The sequence below is a fragment of the Candidatus Woesearchaeota archaeon genome (assembly GCA_016187565.1).
Classification (GTDB): Archaea; Nanobdellota; Nanobdellia; order Woesearchaeales; family JACPJR01; genus JACPJR01.
The window spans coordinates 15,808-38,398 of sequence record JACPJR010000033.1 but is presented as its reverse complement, the minus strand read 5'-3'; the positions used below and the strand labels follow the sequence as shown (position 1 = coordinate 38,398).

The window sequence follows — 22,591 nt, the reverse complement described above, 5'->3', positions numbered from 1 at the left end:
TCGTGCAGGGACGTTAACATCAGCAGGAAGTAATTACTCGCTTATGCTGAACGAATCCTTGTACGCCAAGAGTCCATCTTCTGCAAGTTACACGGTTTACCTATCGTTGTTCGGGAATGACTCAGTGGGACAGGTGCAGAAAGCAACAACAAGTATAACGGTTCTTGATGGAAGCCCTACAGTTTCGTTGGATACGCAGCAAGGTGTGTGGAGCAATACCGGTAATATGACCCTAAATTGCAGTGCAACTGATCCGAGTAACAATCTGTACAATATCTCTTTATACACGAACCAGAGTGGCGTAGCTGCCATTAACCAAACGCAGAATATTAGTGGAAATGCATCGTCAGTCTCGTTTAATCTGACCAATCTTGGTGAAGGTATGTACGGCTGGAACTGTGAAGCTTATGATACTGAATCGTTGGATGGCGATGCAGCCAACACTGACGTTGGAGATACTAACAAAAGCTTTACGGTTGACATGACCTCACCGGGAAGTATTACCAATTTAACAAATGAGAGTACAGGCTTGAGTTGGATTCAGTGGAACTGGAGCAATCCAACAAACGATGACTTTAACCATACTGAAGTGTGGTTGAACAACAGCTGGCTGGCCAATGTGAGTTCTCCTACAAATAATTACGTTGCTACGGGTTTAACCAACAGCACGAATTACACCGTAAGTATGAGAACGGTCGATCATGCCGGTAATGTCAACACGACGTTTGTCAATAACACCGCTAGCACCAATGCCGTACCTGATACGACACCACCAGGTACGATAACTAACCTGACCAATGTTTCAGTAACTGATTTGAGCATTACGTGGAACTGGACTAACCCGAATGAAAGTGACTACAACCATGTCGAGCTTTACGTAAATGGCAGCTTTGTGGCAAATGTGAGTTATACGATGCATAACTACACTGCCTTAGGCTTACAGAACAATACGAACTACACGTTAAGCACACGAACCGTGGATCATAGTGGCAACATCAACACCAGCTGGGTTAATCAAACCACCGCAACAGCAGTAGATACGACTGCACCGGGAACCATTAGCAACTTATTGGTTATCAACCGAGATTCGAGCTGGTTACAATGGAACTGGAGCAATGCGAATGGAGATTATAACCACAGTTTAGTGTATCTCAATGGCAGTTACCTCACCGCCGTGTATGCACCGGATCATCAGTACACAGCGTCTAACTTATTAGCAAACAGCGTCTATATGTTGAGCGTGTTGAGCGTTGATCATTACGGCAATGTTAATACCACGTGGGTCAACAACAGTGCCCAGACTAATGCCAGTTACTGTGGTGATACAAGGTGCGACACCGGAGAAAGCTGCTCTTCCTGTCCGGTAGATTGTGGTGAATGTCCGGTGGGAGAGCAGGGTGGTGGTAATGCCCCTATTGTTACGATCGTGCAAACCGAACCAAAGGTTTCGCGGGCATGGGATAAGCTTGATGCGAATGCTGAAATCACCTGGAGGATCTATGATAACACTATTGCGATTAAAGAGTTGTCGTTCACCACTAAAAAGGCAATGGAACACCCAGAAATCAGCATAACCACGTATGCTAATAGGCCCGTAGGGTTGTATGGGAGTGTTTCAGGCTTGTTGTATTATTATCTACAGGTGCAGACCAAGAATATGGACAGCAGTTCGTTTAAAGACGTTACCTTCCACGTTGCTGTTGAAAAGGCATGGCTGGATGCTAATGGACTTTCTGCTGCTGATGTTGTTGTCTATCGTTATACCAGTGATTGGGTTGCATTGCCGACCAGGAAGATAGATGAAACGTCATTGGCTGTTACGTACCAAGCTGAAACACCAGGCTTCAGCTATTTTGCGATTGCCGGCAAGAAACCAGAACCCGTTGTCGTGGAAACTCCTCCTGTGGAACAAGAACCTGAGCCTGTGCAAGAGGTAGTGCTTCTACAAGAAGAAGGGCCCAAAGAGCCAGAAATTGAACGTCCACTGGTTGTACCGAGTAATATGACTGAACCTCAGCCAGAGCCATGGACGTTTATCATACCTAAGGGGGATCTCTTGATGCTCTTTGGGTTTACGGCCTTACTCATTGTGTTCAGTGGTGTTAAGTACCTAAGGCAAAAGAAAAAAAAGGTGTTGACCAATGACCCGACCCTTTAATTTCCCGAAAGAAAAACAACAATGTGTCTTCTGTGGAAGGAAAAGAGTAAGTATTAACAGACAACGTCTCCTTGTTTGTCCCTATCATATCCGTTCACTAAAGAAGTACTCTCAGTATGAAGTCATTAAGATCTATGAAGAAATTCTGGCTGGCCATCGTAAACAATTCCCTTTAGGTTTTTGGAAATTTGATGGGAAACGCCATGCGAAAATATTGATTCGGTATTTGATTGAGGAGAAATTACGATTGAAAAACATAGAGCGATTTCCCTCATGGTTTACTCGCTTTTTCCTACAAGAATATAAGTTGCTTAGTATGCTCCATGTTGGTTTTCATTCATTGCATGCTGTTATTAATAATGCCTATCCTGGTCGGTTTAAACCGTGGCAGATGGCCTATATTTCAGAAAACTATTGGAAACAACAAAAGCATCGCATAGAGGCTGTCCATTGGCTGATCCATGAACGGTTACATATCCGCCGTCTTGGAGACGTGCCGAAAAACCTGACGTCCGCCTCCTTTTATGAACATAATTTAGGAGGAATCCTCGATAACTTCCACAAGAGGTGGTATTTTGATGCAATCGAAGAAGCATATCCTGGACGATTTCATCCATGGGAATTTAGATGGGCTCCCAAAAGATATTGGGAAGGAGAACAAGGGAAACGTCATGTACGAGAAGCAACGAAATGGCTCATTGAAGAGAAATTAAAGATCCCCATCTCTCAAATACCCACAACCATAACAACACGATTTCTCAGAAAACATCGGCTAACAAGGGTACTTGTTGCTTGCAATAATTCTCCTGCTGTAGTTATAGAGAATGCCTACCCCGGTAGATTTAAGCCTGAGGAGTTCAGACGAAGAAGAAAAAACAGATAGTTCTGTTGTGCGCACAAGAGTTGTATCATCGTAAGTGTCAGAAACCAACATGCGGATATAGCGCCTGCTGACAAGGAATTTGAGGATTTCAGCCTAGTGACTGTGTTTACTCATACCGACAGAGTAATCCTGTTTTTTTGGCTCGTTCTAGTGCATACTGGAAAAAGAGGCTGACAAGAACAAGGAGTATGACACTAACAACATAAGCATATCCAATACTTGGCCAGTTCATTGTTCCAGTCGTAATGGATTGACGAAGATTCTCGAAAACATGCGTTGTTGGAAAGAGGATAGCAATGCTCTGTGCCCATTCAGGAAGCGCTGCTAAAGGATAGAAAACACAGCTGAATGGCTGGATAACCCAGACGATACTCCATGCAAAAACCTGGATACTTTTTCCAAAAATAAAAATAAGTGCAGTGATAAATATGCCAAGAACCCATCCGAAAAGTACAAGAACAGGAATGGAAACAACAAAGGGTAATAGGCCAAGTGTTGTAATATCAAAGGCATAGACGACTGCCGTTAGAATCCACATAATCAGAAAAGTTGCTGCTGCTCGGAGCAGACTGAAAATCATGAGCGATGCAACAAGCTCCATACTTGTTATGGGAGAGGTGAATAAGTTATACACATTTCGTGACCAAAAATCCTCAAGGACATAAACAACTAAATCCTGGCACGCCCGCCAGATAAAAACCCAGAGAATAATGCCTCCCATGATCATGCTCAGCACACTTACCTCACTGATCGACTCAATAAAATAAATCGCAAATCCCCAGATAAAGACATCGATTAATGGCCAGTAGATAACATCAAAAAGACGGTCTAGCCTGTTTTTTGTAAGGTACCAGTACTTTAAAAGTAATGCTTTAATGCGATACCATTTCATCAACGATCACCTGCATTACTCGTTTTGCCAGGATGAGCAGTATCATGAGCATGACGCGTAATTTTAATGAACACGTCCTCAAGTGTCGGACGTTTAATACGCAGATCACTGATCTTATACCCATTCTTAAAAAGAGTGTTCATTAATGCATAGAGTCGTGTTCCCTTCGCATGAATATCAAAGCGTACCGTTGTTTCATTAAGGAACAAAACATCAATACCTTTGTCTTGAAAGAGTTTCTTGAGATTTTTATCTGCATTCAGAAAGTAGATCTCGACCTGTTGCATTTTAATGAGCTCTTTTAGCTTATCTGCAGTATCAATTTTGATAATTTTACCGTTGATGAGAAATGCAATACGATCGCAAAGCGCTTCAACTTCATACATATAGTGCGAGGTAAAAAGAATTGCTGCTTTGTGTTTTTGTTGGTATTCTTTAATGACATTTCTTGTCCTTTCTGCAATATCAGGGTCTAAGCCAACCGTACATTCATCGAGAAGGAGAAGTTTAGGATCGTTGAGGAGTCCTTTGCAGAGCGAAAGCCGTGTACGCTCACCACTACTTAAGGTGTTTGTTTTCTTATGCCGTAAATGAAGCATGCCAAAGGTAGCGAGTAATGCATCAATCTTTTGCTGAGGTTTCTGCACATGGTATAAACGTGCATAGATTTGGAGATTTTCATTAACACTGAGAATATCAGAAAGTCCAAAATAAGCAGAACAGATATTCATCTGAGTTCTGACATGATGGTGATGTTCAGGATCCTTTCCAAGAATACGGATTGTTCCCTTATCCTTTTTTAAGATGCCTGCAATGATATTGATTGTTGTTGTCTTTCCTGCCCCATTTGGCCCGAGCAAACCAAACATCTCTCCCTCTGCAATCTGAAAAGAGATATCATTGACTGCTTGGTACTGCTGTCCATGAGATACATATGCTTTACACAGTCCGTCAACAAGTAATGCTGCCATCGGGATCACTACAACGAGATAATAACCATTACTGACCTATGAAAATAAATGGTGGACGAGAAAAAAACTACTTCTTGAGATCCTTTGCAACTGCCTTTTCAAACTTCTCGTTTGCCTTTTGTAAGTGTTTTGCAGCATCAACGAGAGTTGTTCGCGGATCTTTGCCATCAGTCTCAAGAATGCATAGCGGTTCGCTTACCAATTGATGAGAAATGTTATAACTAGTAACGGTTACGTGCTCGTCATTTCGAAGCTCTTGTTTCAAGGAGTTCATAAATGTATGCTGTACTCCTTTTAATTCAAACACCAATCGCTTCTTATTATCCTCGAGAATACGCATTTCCATGCAGGGGAGAAATGAGGACTCATTTAAAAACCTTTGCGTTTTATGTTTTTTGGTGTTATTCCTCATTTGATTATGGGAGAATGACTACCGAACCCCCTCTACAAGGAAAAATTGACATCTGTAAAGTAGTTAAATTTAATATAACCCCCGGTTTTAGATGCCCATGTCAGAAGGATTCGTGGTCACACTGTATGGTGTTAATGCTTGCGGAAAAAGTACTTTATCGCATATAGTTGGATCTATGCTAAGAGAAGGCCTTGAACAAGAGGTAAATGTCCTAGGCACTGACTACCTTAAAGGTCCTTATCGATTTGAACATCCTGATGATGAGCGGTTTAGGTACGATAGTTATGAGTGTTGGCGACGCTTTGGTGAGCCAACGCAAAAGCATGTTATTCAGGGATTTAGGGATTACCGAGAGGCACTTGACCCCTATGTTCGAACTGCTTTTAACTTTGCTGTTGAGACAAAAAACGGGCTTGTTGTTGAAGGGGTTCATATTATTCCTACAACCGTTATGGATTATCGAGATCAGGGTACTGATGTAAGAGCAATACTTCTCTATGTTAGTGATAATGAAACTCATCTAAAAAGATTTACTGCAAAGGCTGGGCATCACTCAGAGTTGTTGACTACCTTTCAAACAAATTTTGAACGAATACGATGGATCCAAGATTACCTCCTTGAAGAAGCCGTGCGGCATGGGGTTACCATCATTAACACATGCCAAACATTCGGTAAAACGGTTGAGTCTATGAGAACAGCCATCACACGTTAATAAGACTATGGCTTGTCTATCTTCTCTAATCTCCAACACCCTACCTTAATGCGATGGATTCTTCGCTGATGATAAGCATAGGTTGCTTTCAGAGGAAAATCAAATGCCCACTGATGGGTTATGTTGTAGTTGTGATCTTTACTCAGGGCTTCAATAAATCCTTGGCTGGCAAGGCTATGAAACGTGTAAATAACTGGAGCAAGTTCCATTGCTTTCATTAAAAAAAAACGATCTGCATGTGATTTTTTAATACCAAAAGGAGGGTTTTCAATAACCGTGTCTATCGTATCTATCTGCGCCATACCCAGAGGGATTTTGATATCCTTGATATCTTGGTGCACGAAGATGATCCGTGAACCAGGAATACCAGCCTTTTCCTTGTTTATTGCTGCCTGCTGAAGTGCAGCCTCATCAATATCAATCCCCACTACTTTTTTTGCTCCTAAGATGCTTGCTCCTATGCCTAACATACCTGTCCCACAACCCAAATCAACGATGCTCTTTCCCGTGATATCTCCAAAATGGGCTGCAAGGTGGAGGACAGTGGCAGCAATCTCTGGATCAGTTGTGTATTGTTCCAGTTGATTATTTGGCAGGTCAAAGCTGTGAAGCTTTGAGAGCATAACTGCCAGTTGGGATTTACTCATGCTTGGTCTATAAGTCATAACCATGATTAGAATAACCCTCTCCATAAAAAGGTTTTTATACAGCGGAACGACTTTCGAAAAGTTTTTATATACCAATACTGATAAATAACAGTACATTGGGGGTGATATCGTTGGTTATTTTATTTGGTAAAGGAGGCGTCGCTCAAAAGGACTTTGATGCCACTGTTCGTGATTTTCAGCGGGTGATCAATTCTTTTCGTGAAGAATTTGACGATCATCTTGATGCCATTAACGAGAACACGAATGAGATTCAAACAAACTATGAGTATCTCTGTGCACTTGACGCCAAGATAGAAAAGGTAGCTGAAAAGGTTGATAGTTTAATGCTCTTGCTTGGACAGACCAAAGCAAAATCAGGACATCAGCAGTATGTTGTTCAACCGTTAACGCATCGTGAGCAGGAATTGTTTCTCGTACTCTATACCCATGAACAGGGATTTCTCTCGTATGCTGAGGTTGCCCGTAAGCTCGGATTTACCGTTCAAATGGTAGAGCAGTACATTGCCAATGTCATCCAAAAAGGTGTTCCTCTCATAAAGCGATTTCAAAATAATCTTGTGTACGTAAGTCTTGACCCAGAATTTAGGAACCTCCAGACCAAGGAGAACATTGTCCAGCTTGATGAGGATGTTGTCAAAAGCATGTAGTAAAGTTACATAAAGATTTTAGGCAATGATTAGATTTTATGAGCAAGAGGGAACGTTCCCTTTTTCTTAAATGATTTAATCATTGCTCAATAATTTTATCTCCTACCCGTTCTTGCTGAGATCGCTTAATTTTTTCATTCTTCACTACCTTTTGGAGTTCCTGGATATATTTCATCGTGGTATCCAGATTGTTGTGAACCGTTTGGATACATTTTTCAAACGCAGCTTCAAGCGTTGGTCCATTCAAACGATACCCATGCATGATCTTTGTTCCTTTAAAGTAACTTGTTTTAACAATGAGGTTGATCTCGAGCCATCGCTTGAGGTAATCATACATGGTTTGCCGGGTAATACCCGCAAAGGTACCCATTTCTTCTACAGTCATCATGCCAAGCTCTGGCTCTTTTGTTCGATGAGCCTGCTTACTCCGTTCATAAAGCTCAATAAGCACATGGTGCATCTTGTCAGTCGAGCCTTTTTTACGGGGTACAAGACCAATGCGCTCAATAATAATAAGGGCAAGTTCCTCTGAGCTTGGATTTAAGCCAGGCTCACGATTCGTCAGAACAATTTTCACAAGATCACCTCTCCCTCAAGCACGGATAGGGCAATGGTATATATAAATTTGATGCTTTGAGCAAAAATCCGGCTCTTATCCGGTTAATAGTTCCTAGTTTTGATTAAAGGTTCCAATCAAATCTAGGCAAGGGCATGTATAGAGCATTTTTAGGATGCCCCTAGCATACACTATGGCTAAAAAACGACCCTTTTTCCAAAAACAACCATTTGAATGCAAATTTCGGGATCATACCGAATCGACAGGTTCAAGAAAGATGATGATTTTTGGGATAATTTCCTACAGGTCGAAATAATACATTACCAATTGGGGATTCTACCGACAAATGAGTTTGGGGGTGTTTTACCGGTGAACCCCCCCTTATCAATGCAAAGATGCCAAAAGATGGGCAAATAGGGGAGTTGGTAGAGTCATTAAGGGATGATAACGACACATCAGCATTTGGCCGTAAATGCATGAAATTTACTTACTCATTCCTTTGTTCCTGGATTTTACGAGCATATTCGAGCTCTTGAACGCGCTGCTCAAGCAGGTAAAGACGCTCCTCAACTGCTCTATCACGTGCGTTAAAATGCATAATCCAGCCAGTCATATTCTGCTTTAATGCAAGCATGTCCTGCTTTACTTTAAGAAAAGACCATTTTATATTATGTTTAGTATCCACGTTCACACCCCCTTATTGTAATTACTGGCTAGTGATCTCATTTGAGTATATAAATATTGTTGTCCTTAAGAGTGACAAGATTATTGAATCAATACCTACAGATTATAAGCTATAAACGCTTGTAAGATTTATCTTTTGATTGAATATTTTAACTATCCCTTCTCCGCATAATTTATCGAAAGATTTAGATTTTGATTGTATCTTTTAAGCTATAAGCAGAATATATTTTGTGAAATAGCTATTTCAAATAGCAGAAAGCACTCGCTTATCTATCCATGCATTACATTCCCAAAGAACAAGATATAAAAAATAAAAAAGAATGCTGTTTACTTCTTTTTGGTTGGAGCTGGTTCTGGACAGCACATTGCCTTACACTCTGGGCAAGTTGCATGGCCAATCATGCCTATTCCTGCAATGAGGAAAAGCACGGTGTACCAATTTAATCCCCAGAATCTCCAAACGCCTAGATCTTGGAGTAAAAACAGCACTCCGACAATAAGAACAATAACGCCGCAAAGCGTCCCGCACTTCTTACACATACACATTATCACATCACCCCATTTGTAAACTATCAGTTAGAATACCTAAAGGAAGCTTGTATTTAAATCTTTTGGTTTTCCCGGACATTATTTCGTCGAAGAAGGTTGGGGGAATATGAGGAGCGGTAACTCAGTATGCTGTGGTGCGAACATGGGATGTGTTGGATCAAATGCAAGAGCACCATAGCCAGTAAAAGGAAGGAATGCTTTCAGCCATTCTACCTCTCCATATAGTTGATGAAGTCTATGCGTTTCGCATCCACCAAAAGGTTGGAACCAATCCCAGAATACATAGTCATCATAAAGCCCAATGCTCGTAACAGCATTATCTCCAACCGACTGTTCAAGCCTGAAGCCAAGTGGCTGTTGGTGATCAAAGTCCATATAAAATCCAGCCACGAATAACTCAGACTCAGCAACATACGGCACTGGATCGACAGATACATGATTACGGCCTACAAGCATAGCCACTCTTGCCCCTGCTTTAACCTCGCCAAGAATATTGCCATGCATAAAATAATCACGGGTATATATTGATCCTTTTTCTCGCTCTTTAGGTGGTAGTGCATAGTAGGCAGTCCTCGCTTTTTCCTCCTCTTCCATTGGAATAATAGTAATGCCCTGTGCATGGCATCGTTCAAGAAAATCTGGAACGGAGAGATCATCATACCAATCATGAAATTGTGAAACTATTTCATCCTTATCGAGACATCGCCTTGTTGTTCCGTGGTCCTGGGGGATGGACACACAGCCGGCATTGTACTGGGTGAAAAAGTCATCAGCAGTAATACCAAATTTGGACATTGCACCCCTTGAAACTTCGATACCGAGTACATAGCCGTTTTCCTTGAGGAGACCAAGGTAAGGTATCAAAAAATCTAACCGTGCTTCTCCTAAATGCATCTCCCCCAGTAGCAACACTTTTGTTGCGGGATCTATAACAGCCTGGGTAAAAGCCTCATAGCCGTTTGTTGTCGCTTCTTGAATCGTCGTATAAGCGTCATCCAGTGGTTTTTTTTGATGATGTTTTTGTAGAAAATCTGCGTGAAAATTTTCGTTGGGAAAGGGGTTTGGACATCGTGAAACTAAAAATAAGTTGCCCAAAGATGGGGACTCAATGAGGTATCGATCACCAATTGCATCAACAACCCGAGCATCAGGTCCTACCTTATAACTCCTGCTGAGAAGGTCACGAGAAGCATAGACCTTCTCATCATTAACAAGATTATCCAGGACAACATAATCATCAATCGAGTGCGCATCTCTCAGATCATATTCGCCAATCTTCCTGCCATCATCTGGCCAGAAGATCCGTGCATCCTTACCATCAGTCGCAATATACGTGCCTCGATCATCGTCACCATAAATGACAAGGTTCTTGGGATCAAAGAAATTCTTATTTGCTATATGAATAAAGCCATCCCTGTTTTTATCATAACCATAACGCAGGAAAAATGACTGTATCTGCTCATATATTCCCCGTTCGATAAATGACTGCATCTGCTCGTATATTCCCCGTTCGATATCAGTTCCATAAAAATTAGCCAATGCAGGCTCTGCATCCCTTCCAGTGATATCAGGTTGGCTAAAGGTAAAGGTGTTTCCATCAGGGAGTTGTATTGTTTGGGTGTTTGCCTGATGATACTGCCTAGACTCTGCATATAACCATGGGAGTGGAGCTGAAGCAAGAAGACTAGCACCAAGGATAAGTTTTGTTAGTGACCTCATTATTCTCAGAAAGAAGGGGTAATATATAAATATTTCGGATATTCACCACTTTATAGTGTTTACATCTACGGGGGGAGACATCACCAGAGATTTTGCTCCACAAGATTCCAAAAAGAGAAATGCTCCGTCCGGGATTTGAACCCGGGTCCTTGCCTCGAAAGGGCAAGATGATTGTTCCCGCAGGGATCTTGTCGATTCCTGTGCCGGACTACACTAACGGAGCAACATTCGAGTGAGAAATGGCAACCGTATTTAAACGTTGCGATGTCAAAAAGAAAATGGGCCCGGCGCGACTTTCCTCACAAAGCAACGTGGTTTGGTAGTTTCTTTGTCTATTTGAACGCACGACCACTGGCTGACTTGAGCCATTGCAAGGTGCAATGCGGCCATATAAGACCAGCGCTCCACCAGCCTAAGCTACGGGCCCACCAGGTATGTGGTTATGCTTCGCTATATAAAATTTTTGAAAGTACAAAAATTTAAAAAGAAGGTCTTTTTCCACAGCACTTATGGCACAAAATATACTTCTTGAAATTAAGAGCACGGAAGATTCGTGCGATAAAAAAATTCAAAAAAGCATTGCGGACAAAGAAGAGCGACTAAAGGCTGCAAAGGTTGCATCTCTCCAGAAACATCAAAAATGGAAAGATCAGCTTGACGATGAGTATGACGCAAAATTAGAGAAGTATCAGAAAGATCTCGGAAAGAGTAAAGAGAAGGTTCTCGCTGCTTTTGTGAGTGAAGCTGAGAAACTTGAGCGGGATGCTAGCAGCAAGCTTCCACAGGCTTCAGAGCTACTTTTTAAAGAAGTCATGATAAATGCCTTAGCTGAGAAAAGAACAGCGGGAAACAAGGAGTAATTCTTGAGGAAGAGCATGCTGAGAACAAAAGAACTATCAAAAGTAGCGTTATATGTCACTGAGAGCAATCTCAAGGCAATGATTGACGAGCTGCATTCTCTCAAGGTATATCACATTGTTACTGAAAAGGATTTTTGGAATGGAAGTCTCTTAAAAAACGGAAACCCTGTTCTTGAGACACCTTCTCCTCTTGCCCGTGCAGAACACGTATCTGAAGCATTGAACAAGATAAATGCGGTACTGTCCTTTCTCGCCATTCCCAAACAAGAAATAACATCGACAAAAGAAACGCTGAAGGAACAAAAACCTGCTCGGGATGATAACAAACAGGAGAAGTATGCAGCAGAGAAAGAGATTGCAGAAAGTATTGCGCGTGTTGAAAAATTATACACACAAACATCCTTCCTTTTGGAACAGAAAAAAAAACTTTCCACAACAGAGGGAGAGATAAACCAACAGCTCTTAACACTTACTCCTTTCAAGGAAAGTATTGTCCAAGATGCCTCTCTTGGCATGCTTGTCGAGACTATGAGTTCTCAGGCAACAAAAGCAAACGCTCCTTTAATGATTATTGGTTCAATAAAAGAGAAAAATAGCGATGAATTCAAGAAAGAACTGACAAAAATCGCAAAAGCATTGGTAATCTGGACAGGTAATGATCCAACCGGAAATGGAACGCCAGTCGTCATCATTACCTTGCAGAAATACAAAGAAAAAATTGAAAAGGCAATAGCACCATACACCTTTACTCCCCTTGACCTTCAAGGATATATACAAGAGCAAGCATCATTGCGCGGAGCAATAGAAACACTGGAACAAGCAAAATCCCAGCTAAACAAAGACTTAGCGGATATCAATCAGCAGAAAGAGGAAATAAAAAAATCCGTGACTGAAATCATCAGGGATAATACTATCCTTACGAGAGAACTTGAAAAATTAGAAGCACCACTACTCTTTCGCAAAACCAAGAGAGTTTATTGTGTGAAGGGATTCGTACCCAGCGATAAACTCATGGAACTACGAAGAAGGCTTAAGGAAAGGATAGGGAATGCCTATTACCTAGAGGATGAAGCAATCTCGCGAAAAAAAGATGCTCCAGTCCTCTTAGAGAATCCAGGAGCGGTAAAGCCATTTGAGATGTTTCTTAATCTCTATGCGTTGCCAAAATATTCAGAGATCGATCCATCCATGATAACCTTCCTTACCTTCCCGCTTATTTTCGGAGCTATGTTAGGAGACATAGGGTATGGAATAATAACATTGTTGATCTTTCTGGTTATGAAAAAATTCGTGCCACAAATCAAGGGCTTTCTTAATATCCTTATCCTTGCATCATTATGGACCATACTCTTCGGCGTAGTGTTTGGCGAGTTTTTTGGTACCGAAGTAATCTTAGGCTACGAGCTCCATCCCTACATTCACCGTCTCGAAGACATAAACCAACTTCTTGTCTTTGCAATTATCATCGGGATTGTGCACATCAATATTGGACTAATCCTTGGCTTTATCAATGAATACCGGATGCATGGTTTCAAGGCAGCATTTTTAGAGAAAGCAAGCTGGATGCTTCTCCAGATAGGCGCAGGAGCAATTGGCTATGGTATCTATGCAGATACATCAATCTTTCCTGGAATCATCATCGTTATCGTAAGTGCTGTTCTTATTTATGCAGGTGAAGGAGTAAAAGGACTTGTTGAACTTCCCGGAATCTTCAGCAATATTCTTTCCTATGCGAGAATTATGGCAATAGGACTTTCCTCTGCAGCGCTTGCTGTTGTTATCAATGAATTTGCAGCTGAATTGTTCCATCAGGGGATCGGAGGAATTATCGGAGGCATACTTTTGCTTCTCGTTGGTCACTTCATTAATATCCTCCTCGGACTTTTAGGACCATTTTTGCACTCACTCCGACTTCATTATGTCGAGATGTTCAGTAAATTTTATAAAGGAGGTGGAAAACCATTCCACCCATTCGGTATAGAAGAATAAAGAGCTTGCATGAGCATGATGTGATTTGTCATGCAAGTATAACATAAACACGGAGGTTAAAAACATGGCAGGAATTGAAACTGCATTAATAGGACTAAGTGCTGCTGTTGCAATCGGTGCAAGTGCAATTGCTACAGCACTAGCAGAGAAATCTATAGCAACTGCTGCAATAGGAGCAATGGCGGAGAAAGAAGAACTGTTTGGAAAAGGGTTAATTTTAACAGTTATCCCTGAAACAATTATCATCTTCGGACTTGTCGTTGCGATTATGATTATTGGTCTTGCAGGCTAACGCTGGTAGAAAATGGCGATTGAAGACATAAAGCGAGAGTTACTTGCAGAGAACCAGAGCAGGATAGCAGCAATCCGAAAGCAAGGTGAAGATGAGATCAAAAAGTTAGAGCAAGAACTAAAGCAGAAAGGCGAGGAATACCGGCAGCAGAAAGAACGAGTATACGCTCAGGAGAAATCCCAGCTTGAAGTTAAGGAGTTATCAGAAGTTACGCTCCAAGGCAAGCGAATGGTGCAAGAGAAAAAGAAAGAGATCCTGAATAAGGCAATAACACTTGCACAGCAGAAGCTCGAGAACCTCGATGCAAAACAAAGAAAACAAATCATTGAGCATCTGCTGGCGGACATCCAGAAAGAAATTAGTGTTGGGCTCATCTATGCCAATGACGATGATGCTAAGCTTCTCAAGGGCTACAAAGTAAAGTCTGCTCCTCTTGTTGGTGGCATTATTGCAGAAAACGAAGACGGAACTATACGTGTAGACTACAGTCTTGAGACCATGCTTCACCATGCAAGTCAAGAAAAACTGGCAGAATTGTCCAAGTTACTCTTTGCCTCTCCAGTCAAGGGTAATTAAGTATGAGGAGTACTCCTCCTCTCCTGGTGCTGAAACATGATACGCTTGAAATTTTATCCCTATGCATACGTAAGAGTTCAGGTAATGAAAAGTCTCCTGCTCACCAGAGAAGACTATGAAAAACTTCTCAAGATGGGTCTCCAGGAGATCATCCATTATCTCCAAAATAAAGGCTATAAGGAGTTCTCTGAACTCTCCATGAGATATACGGGGATAGAGTTGCTTGAACGAGCACTCAAGCAAAATCTGACGAGAACCTATATCAAGCTGAAACAAATTTCTGATCCAGGATTGCGCGAGGTTATTGAACAATACCTAACCCGATATGATCTCTTTAACATGAAGACTATTACGCGAGGTATCTTCACGCATCAAGCAAAGGAAGAAATCCTGACTCTTCTCGTCCCCGTCGGGAAATATGATCTTGAGTTTTATGAAGAAATGATAGACAAGAGAAGTGTGCGTGAGCTTTTTGCAAAGTTGAAAACAAGTATATTTAAGGATTACATCAATGGAACTCATCTGTATAAAAAGAATCTTGATGCACTTACCCTTGCTGATTTGGCAGAAATAGAAACTGCCTTTGACAAGGCGTACTTTATGTATGTGCTCAACTTCTTTTCACAGATAAAGAAGCAGGGAGAAGCCATAAAGCGATTAGTGTATCACGAGATTATGAATACGGATATACTCACGCTTATGCGCCTTAAGAGAGAAAATAGAGATCCAAAAATAATTGCGCAGTATCTCATACCTGTCGATGAGAAATTTGATGCCCTGCTCAAGCAAATAATAGAAACTGGAGAAAAAGAAATGTTCATCAATCTCATACGAAAAGAATTACGAAAGGTTATCACCAAGGAATTAGAAGGGGAGTTTGATCGAGCCCTTAATGATTATAAGAGTACAAATACCTTAGTAACAACCGAGCGACTGCTTAAGCAAAATGCGCTTGCGAGAACAAGAACTTCGTCCCACACCGATGTACTGTCGGTAAATGGTATTGTGTCATTTATTTTTTCGAAAGAAATCGAGATTAAAAATATCCATACCATCTACAAGGGAAAAGTATTTGGCATTGATGAGCACACGCTTCGGCAGTTTATTATTATCTGATTATTATCTGAGGTTATCACCAGTGGAAGAGAAACAAAAAGAATCATGTGGAGAAATTGCGGTGTATGGAAAAGAGGACTTTTTGCTTGGTTTTATGCTCGTTGGCATTAAACACGTTTATACTGAGAAGGAAAATACAACAGAAAATGTCAGCGTTATTAAAAACCTCCTTCATGATAGTACCGCGGGAGTGCTTGTGGTGCAGGAGGAAGCCTACCATAATCTTCCAGTTCGTAGCCAAGAGGATCTCTCAAAATCTATTAAGCCAGTAACTGTTATCTTATCAAAGGAATCAGGCATTGGAAGACTCAGGGAAATTATCATTAAATCTATTGGTGTTGATCTCTGGAATCAATAACGAGTCTGAGGAATATGAGTACTATGAATAATAAAAATCAAAGTAAACGTCAAGCAGGTGATCTAATGATGAGCAAGCGTACTAAAGACACAACCAAAAACGAGACGGGAAGTAAGAATAATAATAACAAGAGCAACAATAATACAAACAGTGGCGATGCAACAGGAGTTCTTGCACGAATAGCTGGTCCTGTGGTCGTTGCAAAGAACCTCAAGGCAAAAATGTATGATGTCGTCTTTGTTGGTGAAAAACGACTGATGGGAGAAGTTATTCAAATACGAGAAGATAGTGTGGTCATCCAAGTCTATGAAGACACCACTGGCTTAAAGCCAGGTGAAGTTGTCGTGAACAAGGGAGTACCGCTCAAAGTCGAGCTTGGGCCAGGTCTTCTGAAGAGCATCTACGATGGTATCCAACGGCCTTTACCGGTATTGCAGCATATGCAGGGTGACTATATTCTTCGAGGAGCTACTGCTCCTGCGCTGGATCAAGAAAAAAAATGGCTATTTAAACCAACGGTAAAAAAGGGAGATAGTGTTGGACCAGGCAGCATTATTGGGGAAGTCGAGGAAGTTGAGGGAATTAAGCATAAGATAATGGTTCCGCCTCAGTATACTGCAGGGAAAATTAGTGACATTAAGGAAGGAAAATTTACCGTTACTGAGCAGATTGGAACGCTTGACAAACAGCCCTTGTACTTAAAGCAGGAATGGCCAGTCCGAATGTCTCGCCCAGTAAAGGAAAAGCTTTCTCCGACGGTACCATTAATTACCGGGCAGAGAGTCTTTGATGCACTCTTTCCTATTGCTAAAGGAGGAACTGCCGCAATTCCCGGGCCTTTTGGAGCTGGAAAGACAGTCTCGCAGCACCAGCTTGCAAAGTGGTGTGATGCACAGATCATTGTGTATGTTGGTTGCGGTGAGCGTGGCAATGAGATGACTGAAGTGCTTACCGAATTTCCCGAGCTGATTGATCCAAAATCGGGAAAGCCACTTTTAAACCGAACCGTGCTCATTGCAAATACCTCAAATATGCCTGTTGCTGCACGAGAGGCAAGCGTGTATACTGGAGCAACAATTGCAGAATATTTCAGGGATATGGGATATGATGTCGCACTTATGGCAGATTCTACCTCACGTTGGGCAGAAGCAATGCGAGAAATTTCCTCACGCCTTGAGGAAATGCCCGGTGAAGAAGGTTATCCAGCATACCTCTCCACCAGACTTGCAGAATTCTACGAGCGAGCAGGACGGGTTCTTCCCCTATCTACCAAAACAAAGGATACAGGGATTGGATCAGTAACCATTATTGGGGCAGTCAGTCCTCCAGGAGGAGACTTTTCAGAGCCGGTAACTCAGGGAACATTACGTGTTACTAAATCATTCTGGGCTCTTGATGCAAAGCTGGCTCAGCGACGACATTTCCCCTCGATCAATTGGTTGACGAGTTATTCGCTTTACTATCGAACACTTGAGCCATGGTTCCTTGAAAATGTTTCTCCAGAATGGCATGAGGTATTACAGCGAGTAAACACTATCCTCCAAGAGGAAGATAAGCTCATGGAGATTGTCCAACTTGTTGGCAGTGATGCACTGCCTCCGAAACAGCAACTGCTGCTCGAGGTAGCTCGAATGCTACGAGAATTTTTCCTCCAGCAGAATGCCTACCATGATGTCGATACCTATTCTGAATTAACAAAGACCTTTACGCTTATGAAAACCATATTGTTCTTCTATGATTTAGCTATCGACGCTGGAGAAAAAGGAGCAAGAATGCAGGATCTTTTGCACATAACATCAAAGGATTTAATTGCCAATGCCAAGTTCGAGAAAGATTACCAAAAGCTGTTAACCAAAGTGAGAGAAGATATAGAAAAAGAAGTAACAGCGCTTATTAAGTAGGTGGAACAATGAAAGAGTACAAAACAATAACCCGAGTAGCAGGTCCACTCATTTTCGTGGAAAAAACACATCCTGTAGGCTATGGAGATCTTGTCAGGATACGACTGAGTGATGGAAGTCTCAAGAATGGACAAGTTCTTGATACGAGCGAAACCATGGTCGTCGCCCAGGTCTTCGAAGGGACGAGTGGCATAGGTAAAGACACACAGGTAACCTTTCTTGGAGAACCTATTAAACTTGGAGTCTCTGAAGATCTTTTGGGAAGAGTACTCAGTGGATCAGGCAAACCAATCGATGGTGGCCCAGAGATTGTTCCTGAAAAAAGAGTAGAGATTATTGGCGCTGCTATTAATCCATACTCACGACAATCTCCGTCAGATTTTATTCAAACAGGAATTTCAACCATCGATGCTACCAACACGCTCGTCCGTGGACAAAAATTGCCATTGTTTTCAGGAAGTGGACTTCCTCACAATGAAATTGCGCTCCAAATAGCACGACAGGCAAAGGTCGTTGGCCAGAAGGAGGGCTTTGTCGTTGTCTTTGCAGCTATGGGCATTACCAGCGAAGAGGCTCAGTACTTCATGAAGGACTTTGAACAGACTGGAGCCATCCAGCGTAGTGTTGTCTTCCTCAATCTTGCTGATGATCCAGCAGTCGAACGTCTCGTTACACCGCGAATTGCATTAACTGCTGCAGAATATTTCGCATTCCAGCGCGATATGCACGTTCTAGTAATATTAACTGATCTTACCAACTACTGTGAGTCTTTACGAGAGATTGGTGCAGCACGAGAAGAAATTCCAGGAAGACGAGGATATCCAGGATATATGTACACGGATCTTGCAGTCATCTATGAACGTGCAGGAATGATTAAAGGGAAGAAAGGAAGCGTAACGCAAATTCCGATTCTTACTATGCCTGGTGATGACATTACTCACCCTATCTCAGATCTTACCGGTTATATTACCGAAGGACAGATTGTGTTAAGTAGAGAGCTCCACCGAAAGGGAATTTATCCGCCAATTGATATATTGCCTTCACTCTCTCGATTGATGAATGCCGGTATTGGAGCAAAGCGAACACGAGAAGATCATAAGCAGGTATCAGATCAGCTCTATGCAAATTATGCAGAAGGAAGAGACTTACGAGGACTGGTCGCAATTGTCGGTGAGGAGGCACTTAGCGAAAGAGATAGAAAACTCCTAAAGTTTGCAGAAATTTTTGAAAGTAGATTTGTCCGCCAGGGAAGAGAAGAGGATAGAAGCATTGCTGCAACCTTAGATCTTGCCTGGGAACTTCTCTCAACATTCTCAGAAAGTGACTTGATCAGAATAAGCCCTGAGTTGAAGAAAAAATACTACAAGAAAAAACAATAATGGTTAGAATAATTAGAGCTAAATAACCAGATACCATGGCAGATATAAAACCAACACGCTCAGAGTATATGAAGCTGAAAAACAAGATTAAGCTTGCCAAGTCAGGTCATAAGCTCTTGAAAAAAAAGCGGGATGGTTTAATCATTGAGTTTTTTGAGCTCCTGAAAAAAACAAAAAATGTCCGTGAAGAGCTCACTAAACATTACCTTAACTCGCTGCAAAAGATGAACACAACACGGTTAATGATGTACGACTATGAGATTAAGTCGTTAGTCATGAGCATTCCGTATGCACCCGAGTTTGAGGTTGGAAGGAAAAATCTTCTTGGGGTTATTGTACCAACCATTACCAGAAAATCTTCTATTGTCAAAACCATCGCTGAGCGTGGGTATGGTATTTTCAATTCTCCTTCTATTGATGAAGCATGCGAATCCTATGAGCGTCTGATGGACAAAATTCTGGAAGTAGCAGAAATAGAAACAGCAATGCGTAAAATTCTTGAAGAAATTGAAAAAACAAAACGTCGAGTAAATGCACTTGAGTTTGACGTCATCCCTCGCATGGAACGCCAGGCAATCTTTGTCCGTATGCGTCTCGAGGAAATGGAACGAGAGAGTTTCGGACGATTAAAGCGCATCAAAGCAAAGAGTGGGAAGTAATAACTTCTTATATTTTCTTATAAATAAGAGTAAACCATTTTCTGAAGGCATTTGCAATATCTTTGTTATCAATCATAAAACCTGAAGGGTATTTTTCTTTCCATAGAACTATTGCAACTTTATTTCCAAAGATATTAACTACGCCATTTGAATCAAAGCCTGCAGGAAGTACTTTTCCCTGAACTTTATGTCTACTTAATATTCTTTTTTTATATTCTTTCTTATCCCAGAGACATATCCAATTCATTCCTTTTTTTATTCTTTCCTTTTCAAAATTTGGAAGAAAGTACTGCAACTCAGAATAAATTAACGCTTTTGCGCCAAGAACCATTATATCCTCTCCTTCTTTAAGCATTTCCGAGTGAATTGTTTTAAGTCCTTCCTTCCCCTTATATATTGATGCAGAGATTTCTTCTCTCTTTATTCCCTCAATTCTTTTTAGTTCTGGCAAAATTTGTTTCACAGCTTCCTTTTGTTCATCAACATAATCCAATAATTTTTCAGGCTCGACAGCTTGAAAATGCTTTTTGTAATCTTTAATAACATAGCTAACTAACCCTTTTCTTTGCAGTGACTCTAAGCTATCATAAACTCTTGAGCGATGCAATTCCGACTCTTTGACGACATTATGTGCACTGGTAATGCCTAGTTTTAAAAGAGAAATGTAAATAATCGATTCATTTCGTGTCAAACCCATCTTCTCTAGGTGTTTTGTATCCATCTAGAGTAACATTGTATTCCTCTATTTAAATGTTTCTAGATAGTTCTCCTTTAGAGGAGGACTAGAATTTATAATAGTCCCTTTATTCTTTTCATTAGGGGTTGAAATCATGAATAAGCAAAAAGTAACTATAGGAGTTTTAATCGGACTAATTCTCGTGATTATCATTGGCATATCAATGCTCGTCAAAAATATGAATAGTCCAACGGGTGCAGTCATCTATAATGTAAACGAGATAAATGTAGCTATTAATCCAATTCCAAATTCTGCGTTGCTATTTATTGCAGAGGAGAAAGGATACTTTAAAGAACAAGGGCTGAAAATTAATTATCACCATTTTCCAACAGGTAAATTAGCTTTGGATGCACTCATTGGTGGGGGAGCAGATATTGCAACTGCTGCAGATGTGCCTATTGCACTTGCTGGACTCGCCGAGCAAGATATCTCTGTTCTGGCAACTATCGAATATTCCAATAATAATATTCAGGTCGTTGCTAGAAAAGATTCTGGAATAATTACACCAACCGATTTAAAAGGCAAGAAGATAGCAACAACCAATGGCGGAGGTCCGCTTTTCTTTACCTATACCTTTCTTGAGAGAAATAAAATAAATATTTCTGATGTAAAATTGATTTATCTAAACCCCGGCGATATGGTTGCTGCTCTGATTAAAGGAGATATTGATGCGTTTATTGTATTTGAACCATCACCAGCAGTGGCAAAAAGAGAAATGGGCAATAGTAAAGTCACTGTTTTTGCTCCTACTGATCTCTATGGAGAGACATGGAATATAGTTACAATGAGTCATTTTGATAACCAAAATGAATATACCATAAAGAAATTTATTATAGCTCTGCTGAAGGCAGAGACGTTTTTAAAAGAAAACAAAGAAGAATCTCTAGAGATTGTTTCAAAATATTCAGGAACTGATAAACTTTTACTCGTGGACATTATGCAGAAACAAAATTATGGTGTTGTATTAAACAATTTAATTGTGGAATATCCAAAACAAGAAGCAGAATGGGCTATAGCTATTGGAATAAGTTCACAAAATAAAGCACCAAATTATTATGACATAATCGACGCAAAATATCTTAGAGAATTAAAGCCCAGTGGAGTTACCTACGAAAATGCAAAATGAAAAACAACAAAGTAATATATTTAGTGCTACTTATTTTATTTTTTCTCCTTTGTTGGCATTTTGCAGTTATTTTCTTTCATCTAAATAAAACATTATATCCAACGCCTTCTCGTGTTTTTAGCTCTTTTTTTGAATCAAAAAATTTATTTCTTGACTTGCAAACAAGTCTATTACGATTGTTATTAGGAAGTGTTGTAGGTATTGTTTCTGGGATTTTGTTTGGTATCATCACCGGTCATTTTTCCCATATTAATGAGATATTTGGTACATTTACTAATTTTTTTAGGTTTATACCACCGCTTGCCTTGGTTCCACTTTTTTTATTGTGGTTTGGGATCGGAGAAGGCTCTAAAATAGGCTTATTAGCCTGGACATGCTTCTTTCCAGTATGGATAAGCACCTATAATGGAGTAAAAAATCTTGAAAACAAATATTATTATGTTGCAAAAAGCCTAGAGATCAGAGGATTTTATTTCCTGAGAGAAGTATTATTCAAGGGATCCCTGAATTATATCCTCAATGGAACAAGAATTGGGATTGGGATAGCATTTTCAGTTTTAATTGCAGCTGAGATGATAGGCGCATATGCTGGATTAGGTTATAGAATTTTTTTCTTGCAGTCTGTCTATAGAGTTGATATGATGATAGCATACATTGTTGTTTTAGGAAGTTTAGGAATAATTATAGATCGGTTGTTCGTGTTATTATCTAAAAAGCTGACACCATGGAAAAATGACGAATAAGATCA

At 40.7% G+C, this 22,591-nt stretch carries 24 protein-coding genes and 2 tRNA genes; 15 read left to right on the top strand and 11 right to left on the bottom strand.

From position 1 onward, the window contains the following. A partial coding sequence (locus tag HYW21_08860) for a PGF-pre-PGF domain-containing protein (protein MBI2549430.1) occupies positions 1-2,158 on the top strand: 2,158 nt, incomplete at its 5' end. Continuing rightward, positions 2,142-3,041, top strand: a complete 900-nt coding sequence (locus tag HYW21_08855; GenBank protein MBI2549429.1) for a DUF4046 domain-containing protein — start codon at positions 2,142-2,144, stop codon at positions 3,039-3,041. The genes HYW21_08860 and HYW21_08855, both read left to right, overlap by 17 nt. 106 nt (positions 3,042-3,147) lie before the next feature. On the opposite strand, the gene HYW21_08850 is transcribed toward HYW21_08855, so the two are convergent. The 3 genes from HYW21_08850 to HYW21_08840 all read right to left on the bottom strand — a co-directional run bounded on the left by HYW21_08850 (position 3,148) and on the right by HYW21_08840 (position 5,250). After that, positions 3,148-3,933 carry an ABC transporter permease gene (locus HYW21_08850; GenBank protein MBI2549428.1) on the bottom strand — a complete coding sequence of 262 codons (786 nt, stop codon included), beginning with the start codon at positions 3,931-3,933 and terminating at the stop codon, positions 3,148-3,150. Continuing rightward, entirely contained in the window at positions 3,933-4,904 is a 972-nt protein-coding gene (locus tag HYW21_08845; protein ID MBI2549427.1) for an ABC transporter ATP-binding protein, read from the bottom strand. The genes HYW21_08850 and HYW21_08845 overlap by 1 nt, the downstream gene beginning before the upstream one ends. 67 nt (positions 4,905-4,971) lie before the next feature. Next, positions 4,972-5,250: a DNA-directed RNA polymerase subunit L gene (locus HYW21_08840; protein MBI2549426.1), complete on the bottom strand. Its 279-nt coding sequence runs from the start codon at positions 5,248-5,250 to the stop codon at positions 4,972-4,974. A 157-nt stretch (positions 5,251-5,407) separates the two neighbouring features. Between HYW21_08840 and HYW21_08835 the strand changes: the two genes are divergently transcribed. Continuing rightward, on the top strand, positions 5,408-6,028 hold the full coding sequence (locus HYW21_08835) for a hypothetical protein (protein ID MBI2549425.1): 621 nt from the start codon (positions 5,408-5,410) through the stop codon (positions 6,026-6,028). A 5-nt stretch (positions 6,029-6,033) separates the two neighbouring features. On the opposite strand, the gene HYW21_08830 is transcribed toward HYW21_08835, so the two are convergent. Further along, positions 6,034-6,699, bottom strand: a complete 666-nt coding sequence (locus HYW21_08830) for a 50S ribosomal protein L11 methyltransferase (protein MBI2549424.1) — start codon at positions 6,697-6,699, stop codon at positions 6,034-6,036. 107 nt (positions 6,700-6,806) lie between these two features. Here HYW21_08830 and HYW21_08825 point away from each other — a divergent pair, with 107 nt between their 5' ends. Beyond that, entirely contained in the window at positions 6,807-7,343 is a 537-nt protein-coding gene (locus HYW21_08825) for a hypothetical protein (protein MBI2549423.1), read from the top strand. A 79-nt stretch (positions 7,344-7,422) separates the two neighbouring features. Here HYW21_08825 and HYW21_08820 read toward each other — a convergent pair whose 3' ends face one another. The 6 genes from HYW21_08820 to HYW21_08795 form a co-directional block, all read right to left on the bottom strand. Beyond that, positions 7,423-7,920, bottom strand: a complete 498-nt coding sequence (locus HYW21_08820) for a hypothetical protein (GenBank protein MBI2549422.1) — start codon at positions 7,918-7,920, stop codon at positions 7,423-7,425. A gap of 466 nt (positions 7,921-8,386) precedes the next feature. After that, positions 8,387-8,584, bottom strand: a complete 198-nt coding sequence (locus HYW21_08815) for a hypothetical protein (protein MBI2549421.1) — start codon at positions 8,582-8,584, stop codon at positions 8,387-8,389. A 326-nt stretch (positions 8,585-8,910) separates the two neighbouring features. Continuing rightward, positions 8,911-9,129 carry a hypothetical protein gene (locus HYW21_08810; protein ID MBI2549420.1) on the bottom strand — a complete coding sequence of 73 codons (219 nt, stop codon included), beginning with the start codon at positions 9,127-9,129 and terminating at the stop codon, positions 8,911-8,913. 81 nt (positions 9,130-9,210) lie between these two features. Next, positions 9,211-10,851, bottom strand: coding sequence for a hypothetical protein (locus tag HYW21_08805; protein ID MBI2549419.1), 1,641 nt, complete (start codon positions 10,849-10,851; stop codon positions 9,211-9,213). 120 nt (positions 10,852-10,971) lie between these two features. Beyond that, a tRNA-Glu gene (locus tag HYW21_08800) sits at positions 10,972-11,074 on the bottom strand. 56 nt (positions 11,075-11,130) lie between these two features. After that, positions 11,131-11,278: transfer RNA gene (locus HYW21_08795), tRNA-Ile, on the bottom strand. Positions 11,279-11,360: 82 nt separating this feature from the next. On the opposite strand from HYW21_08795, the gene HYW21_08790 reads away from it, so the two are divergent. The 9 genes from HYW21_08790 to HYW21_08750 all read left to right on the top strand — a co-directional run bounded on the left by HYW21_08790 (position 11,361) and on the right by HYW21_08750 (position 19,981). Next, positions 11,361-11,711, top strand: coding sequence for a hypothetical protein (locus HYW21_08790; protein MBI2549418.1), 351 nt, complete (start codon positions 11,361-11,363; stop codon positions 11,709-11,711). A 15-nt stretch (positions 11,712-11,726) separates the two neighbouring features. Beyond that, positions 11,727-13,700: a V-type ATP synthase subunit I gene (locus HYW21_08785; protein MBI2549417.1), complete on the top strand. Its 1,974-nt coding sequence runs from the start codon at positions 11,727-11,729 to the stop codon at positions 13,698-13,700. Positions 13,701-13,764: 64 nt separating this feature from the next. Further along, positions 13,765-13,992: a V-type ATP synthase subunit K gene (locus HYW21_08780; GenBank protein ID MBI2549416.1), complete on the top strand. Its 228-nt coding sequence runs from the start codon at positions 13,765-13,767 to the stop codon at positions 13,990-13,992. 12 nt (positions 13,993-14,004) lie between these two features. After that, positions 14,005-14,568 (top strand): hypothetical protein, encoded by a 564-nt coding sequence (locus HYW21_08775; GenBank protein MBI2549415.1) that lies wholly within the window; start codon positions 14,005-14,007, stop codon positions 14,566-14,568. 36 nt (positions 14,569-14,604) lie between these two features. Beyond that, a complete protein-coding gene (locus HYW21_08770; protein ID MBI2549414.1) occupies positions 14,605-15,684 on the top strand; it encodes a V-type ATPase subunit in 1,080 nt (359 codons plus the stop codon). Between the two features lie 22 nt (positions 15,685-15,706). Continuing rightward, positions 15,707-16,042: a V-type ATP synthase subunit F gene (locus HYW21_08765; protein MBI2549413.1), complete on the top strand. Its 336-nt coding sequence runs from the start codon at positions 15,707-15,709 to the stop codon at positions 16,040-16,042. 68 nt (positions 16,043-16,110) lie between these two features. Then, entirely contained in the window at positions 16,111-17,943 is a 1,833-nt protein-coding gene (locus HYW21_08760) for a V-type ATP synthase subunit A (GenBank protein MBI2549412.1), read from the top strand. Positions 17,944-17,951: 8 nt separating this feature from the next. Further along, a complete protein-coding gene (locus HYW21_08755) occupies positions 17,952-19,322 on the top strand; it encodes a V-type ATP synthase subunit B (GenBank protein ID MBI2549411.1) in 1,371 nt (456 codons plus the stop codon). A gap of 35 nt (positions 19,323-19,357) precedes the next feature. Then, a complete protein-coding gene (locus HYW21_08750; GenBank protein MBI2549410.1) occupies positions 19,358-19,981 on the top strand; it encodes a V-type ATP synthase subunit D in 624 nt (207 codons plus the stop codon). A gap of 7 nt (positions 19,982-19,988) precedes the next feature. On the opposite strand, the gene HYW21_08745 is transcribed toward HYW21_08750, so the two are convergent. After that, on the bottom strand, positions 19,989-20,702 hold the full coding sequence (locus tag HYW21_08745) for a hypothetical protein (GenBank protein ID MBI2549409.1): 714 nt from the start codon (positions 20,700-20,702) through the stop codon (positions 19,989-19,991). 109 nt (positions 20,703-20,811) lie between these two features. Here HYW21_08745 and HYW21_08740 point away from each other — a divergent pair, with 109 nt between their 5' ends. Both HYW21_08740 and HYW21_08735 read left to right on the top strand, forming a co-directional pair. Continuing rightward, positions 20,812-21,843: an NrtA/SsuA/CpmA family ABC transporter substrate-binding protein gene (locus HYW21_08740; protein ID MBI2549408.1), complete on the top strand. Its 1,032-nt coding sequence runs from the start codon at positions 20,812-20,814 to the stop codon at positions 21,841-21,843. Continuing rightward, complete coding sequence (locus tag HYW21_08735) at positions 21,840-22,586, top strand: ABC transporter permease (GenBank protein ID MBI2549407.1); 747 nt, start codon at positions 21,840-21,842, stop codon at positions 22,584-22,586. Before HYW21_08740 ends, HYW21_08735 begins: the two co-directional genes overlap by 4 nt. The last annotated feature ends 5 nt before the right edge of the window (positions 22,587-22,591 follow it).